Source organism: uncultured Agitococcus sp., assembly GCF_937920075.1.
Taxonomy (GTDB): Bacteria; Pseudomonadota; Gammaproteobacteria; order Pseudomonadales; family Moraxellaceae; genus Agitococcus.
In genome coordinates this window covers 1-4,822 of the sequence record NZ_CALETI010000193.1, presented here as the reverse complement: position 1 = coordinate 4,822, position 4,822 = coordinate 1, and the positions used below count along the sequence as shown (strand labels likewise).

General features: G+C 40.6%; 5 protein-coding genes. All 5 read right to left on the bottom strand.

Annotated features, from left to right (window positions below; all coding sequences use genetic code 11):
• The coding region (locus Q0212_RS07255) for a class I SAM-dependent methyltransferase (RefSeq protein WP_297924027.1) at window positions 1-544 on the bottom strand (544 nt) is incomplete at its 3' end.
• A 7-nt stretch (window positions 545-551) separates the two neighbouring features.
• Window positions 552-821, bottom strand: coding sequence for a hypothetical protein (locus Q0212_RS07250; RefSeq protein ID WP_297924025.1), 270 nt, complete (start codon window positions 819-821; stop codon window positions 552-554).
• Window positions 805-1,824 (bottom strand): DNA polymerase III subunit delta, encoded by a 1,020-nt coding sequence (gene holA, locus Q0212_RS07245; protein WP_297924023.1) that lies wholly within the window; start codon window positions 1,822-1,824, stop codon window positions 805-807. The genes Q0212_RS07250 and holA overlap by 17 nt, the downstream gene beginning before the upstream one ends.
• Entirely contained in the window at window positions 1,821-2,324 is a 504-nt protein-coding gene (lptE, locus tag Q0212_RS07240) for an LPS assembly lipoprotein LptE (RefSeq protein ID WP_297924021.1), read from the bottom strand. Before lptE ends, holA begins: the two co-directional genes overlap by 4 nt.
• A gap of 79 nt (window positions 2,325-2,403) precedes the next feature.
• Window positions 2,404-4,822, bottom strand: a 2,419-nt coding sequence (gene leuS / locus Q0212_RS07235) for a leucine--tRNA ligase (protein ID WP_297924019.1), incomplete at its 5' end; no start/stop codon positions are given.

Genomic DNA, 4,822 nt, shown 5'->3' with positions numbered 1-4,822 from the left:
GGCTAATATCCTCAAGTTTAAAATAATTTACTAAACCTTCGGTAATCACCAAAATTGGTTTGTTGGTGTCAAACTCTCGCGTTAAAACCGCTTCAAGGCTTTGTATTTCGTCTTCAATTAATATATTGCAAACATGTACTTTATGGTTAGGATTTATGCCATCCAAACTATTTAGTAGTTGTTGTTTTTGACTCGCCATATCCACTAAGTCGGCTTCAACATAGGGAATATAGGGATATTTTTGGTTGATACGCCAGCCGCGTGGTGATAAACCACAAGCTAGTTCTAAAATTTGTAAATCTGGATGCAATAAAATTAATTGAGTTAATTCACGGTCAATTAATTGATGACGTTGTAAGAGGGTGGTTTTAATGTCTGAACCAATAAAAAATTTGGCAAGCACTTCGATTGGTTTTAGCAGTTGATATAAAACAAAGCCTTTTTGCGTAGCAAATGCACGATGTGACAGTTTATTTTTATACCAAATATAACCTGTATAATGGGCGGTGAATGAAATACTAGAGGTATCTTTATTATTATTCATGATATTCCTAGGGCTGTTGACGTTGTTGTCGGGCAACTTGCCATGCTTGTAAACGACGAAAACGAATAGCGATAAACCGCAAATTAATCAGTCCCGTTGCAATAAAAATCGCTTTAGCTTCGGGCGATAATAACCATGTTGGCCAATCTGCCACGTCTTTACTAAAAACCAAATATAAACCTAGGCCTAATGAGAGATTGCCTAAAGTGTCTAAAATTAAATCACGATAGACAAGGTGTGACAATGCCTTAAATTGTTCATCAGACAGCGGTTTCAAAGAGAGTCACTCCAGCAAGACCAAGACTTAAACACAATAGTATATCCCAAGCATTGTCATTGTTTTGACCTTTAATGGCTTTATCTGCGGCTAATAGCTCAGCATTTAGGCGGCTTAAACGTTTGTGATTCAATCGTCTAAGTGCAAGTTGATAACTATTTTGTTGTTTCGTCCAGATGCCTAATTGTTGACATAAATTTGAAAAGCTAACACCTTGCTGTGTGCCTTCAAATAAATTGGTGAGCATGCGTACTTCTTTGGCCAGTACCCATAAAATTAAGCTTTCTGCTTGGCCTTCGGCTTGTAAACTAAATAAAATCTTTGCAGTTTTTTGGGCGTCACCTGCTAAAGCACAGGCACTTAAATCAAATAAATCAAAACGACTACTATCACTAATACTTTGTTCGAGTTGTTCGAGGCTAATTTTTTCACTGCCAAATAATAAAGCCAGTTTGGTGACTTCTTGATGGGCTGCCAACAAATTACCTTCGGTTTGTTGGCATAACCATGTTAAGGCAGAATTATCAAGTTGTACTTTATGGCTTTGGCAGCGTTGTACAATCCAATCTTTAAATTGATAGTCGGTGAGTGGTGCGCAAGAAACGGTAATACCATTATCTTCGCAAGCGGTAAACCATTTGCTTTTTTGGGCAGCCGCATCAATTTTTGGTAAAACAAGAATGACCACATTATCTTCGGGCGGTGATTGAAGATAAGCTTCAATCACTTTTGCGCCTGCGGCATCGGGTTTGTTGCTATGAATTTCAATCAGTTTTTTATCTGAAAATAGCGACAGGGCATTACTATCTGCAAAGGCCATTGACCAATCATAATGCTTATCAACATCATGGCGTTCATGCTCTAAAAAACCTTGTTGTTTGGCAACTTGGCGAAGGGCAATCAGCGCTTCTTGTTGAATTAATGTTTCATCACCATGCAACACATAAATCGTCCGTAAGGGATTTTTTAGATGTTTTAATAAGCCCCAATAGTCGTATTTCATGGTGTGGTCTTGGTGGTGGAAAGATGACTAAAGCCACTGAGTTGACGGGTGATTTGGGTGGCTGCCTCTTCATATAATTCTTTAATTAAGGTTTCTTCTTCAGCGGTTTTACCAACAATAGCAGTGGTGTCATATTGATAACTACGACGTAATAGCAGCTTACGCTCTTCAGAAACGTTTTGCTTTTCGGTATTTTGTAGCACATAACGTACTTGATAATACAAGCTATATTCAGCCGCTTTGGCACGACTATCTGTGTTAGTGGTTTGTTTACTGAGTTTGTCTTCTAAGATCACTAAACGATATTCACCTTGATTAAGTTGAATACCTGATTGTTGTAAGCGTTGGTTAAGCGGGCTGTTTAATGGGCTGGCAGTGCTTAACTCGACGTTGAGTTGTTGTAGCTGTGGAGGAATATGATAACTGCCACGCAAGTGAAAACCACAGGCCGTTAGGCTGATGATCATCAAGGAACAAAGCACAGAATTACCAAATTTCATTCACAACATACTCTATGGCTGTAGGATGGGTCGAGGTACGAGACCCATCCATTTGTTGACGATGGTGTTAAGTTATATTTTACACCACAATATTGACTAACTTACCTTTCACCACAATCACTTTTTTCGGTGGAGTTTCTAAAAAGCGTTGGATTTCAGGTTTAGCCAAAGCCAGTTGCTCAACTGTGGCATTATCTGCATCAACAGCAACTTCGATTTTGCCGCGTAACTTGCCGTTGACTTGAATCATTAATTCAATGCTAGAACGTGTTAACGCATTTTGATCAACCGTTGGCCATGCGGCATTGACAATATCGCTATGGCCTAATGACTGCCATAATTTTTCGGCAATATGTGGCACAATCGGCGACAAAATCAAAATAGCGGCTTCTAAGGCTTCACGCTCAACAGCTAAGGCTTGACCTTCTTTGGCATCTAATTTTTGTACGCTATTTAACAACTCCATAATTGCAGCAATGGCGGTGTTAAAGGTAAAACGGCGTGCGATGTCATCAGTGGTTTTGCCAATAGTTTCGTGGGTTTTACGGCGTAAATCACGGCTATTATTGTCTAAGTTGGCAACATCTAAGGCAGGGATAAAGCCTTTTTGTTGATGTAAATAGACACTGCGCCACAAACGTTTTAAGAAACGGTGTGCGCCTTCAACGCCAGCATCTGACCACTCTAAGGATTGATCGGGTGGTGAAGCAAACATCATAAACAAACGGGCAGTATCTGCACCGTATTGGTCAATCAATGCTTGTGGATCAACACCATTGTTTTTAGATTTTGACATTTTTTCCATGCCGCCAATCAACACAGGCTGATTGTCAGTGGTCAAAATAGCGTTAATTGCACGACCTTTGTCATCTTTTTCTAAAGCAACATCAGCAGGGTTAAACCAATCTTTTTTACCATCAGGCATTTCGCGATAATAGGTATCTGCTAACACCATGCCTTGGGTTAATAAACGTTTAAACGGCTCATCACCTTGTACCAAACCTTCATCACGCATTAACTTGTGAAAGAAGCGGGCATATAACAAGTGCAAAATCGCGTGTTCAATGCCACCAATATATTGGTCAACAGGCAACCATGTGTTTGCTGCTTGTGGGTCTACCATGCCTGTTTCGCATTGTGGTGACGCATAACGCGCATAATACCAACTCGATTCAACAAAGGTGTCCATGGTGTCAGTTTCGCGAGTGGCTGCACCACCACAGCTTGGACAAGTGGTTTGGTAAAACTCAGGTAAGCGTTTTAAGGGTGAAGCACCGCCATCAGGCACGACATCTTCGGGTAAAACCACAGGTAATTGATGATCTGGAACAGGCACATCACCACAGCTTGGGCAATGAATGATGGGAATTGGACAACCCCAATAACGTTGACGAGAAATCCCCCAATCACGTAAGCGGAATTGAGTTTTGCGAGTGCCATGTTGTGTCGCTTCTAAATCGGCAACGATGGCATCAAAAGCAGCCGTAAAACTTAAACCGTCATACTTGCCATTATTGATGGAGCGAATACTGTCATCTTTATTGGCATACCAATCTTGCCAAGTGTCAACGTTAAACTCTGCACCTGTTGTCGATTGATAGACTTGTTTAATGGTTAATTGATATTTATGGGCAAATTCAAAATCGCGTTCATCATGGGCAGGAACAGCCATGACTGCGCCTTCGCCATAGCCCCATAATACATAATTGGCAATCCATACTGGTAATTTGTCACCCGTTAATGGATGCGTGACATAAAAGCCCGTTGCAACGCCTTTTTTCTCCATCGTTGCCATGTCTGCTTCGGCTACAGAGCCTGCTTTACATTCGGCAATAAAATCTTGTAACGCGGGATTTTTTTCAGCCGCTAAGGTTGCTAAAGGATGTTCAGCTGCCACTGCGACATAGGTTGCACCCATTAAAGTGTCAGGGCGTGTCGAGTAAACTTTTAATTGACCTGCTTGACCAATGCTGTCTTGGTCATAATCAAAAATAATGTCTGCGCCAAAGCTTTTGCCAATCCAGTTGCGTTGCATAGTTTTTACTTGCTCTGGCCAGCCGTCCAATTTATCCAAATCATTTAATAATTCCTCGGCATATGCAGTAATTTTGAAATAATACATAGGTATTTCTTTTTTTATAACTACTGCACCAGAACGCCATCCTTTACCATCAATGACTTGCTCATTTGCTAAAACGGTTTGATCTATCGGATCCCAATTTACCAGACCATTTTTGCGGTAGATAATTCCTTTTTCATAGAGTTTAGTAAATAACCATTGCTGGTGTTTATAATATTGTGGCGAGCAAGTAGCAAATTCACGTGACCAGTCAACCGCAAGCCCGAGGCTTTGCAGTTGCCAACGCATATAATCTATATTTTCATAAGTCCATTTTGCCGGTGAAATATTACTTGAGAATGCTGCATTTTCTGCCGGTAGTCCAAATGCATCCCAGCCAAATGGTTGCAGTACGTTATAGCCACTTAGATGATAAAAG

Coding starts and splice junctions, on each gene's coding strand:
- lptE (WP_297924021.1), bottom strand. CDS start 2,324: ATGAAATTTGGTAATTCTGTGCTTTGTTCCTTGATGATCATCAGCCTA.
- holA (WP_297924023.1), bottom strand. CDS start 1,824: ATGAAATACGACTATTGGGGCTTATTAAAACATCTAAAAAATCCCTTA.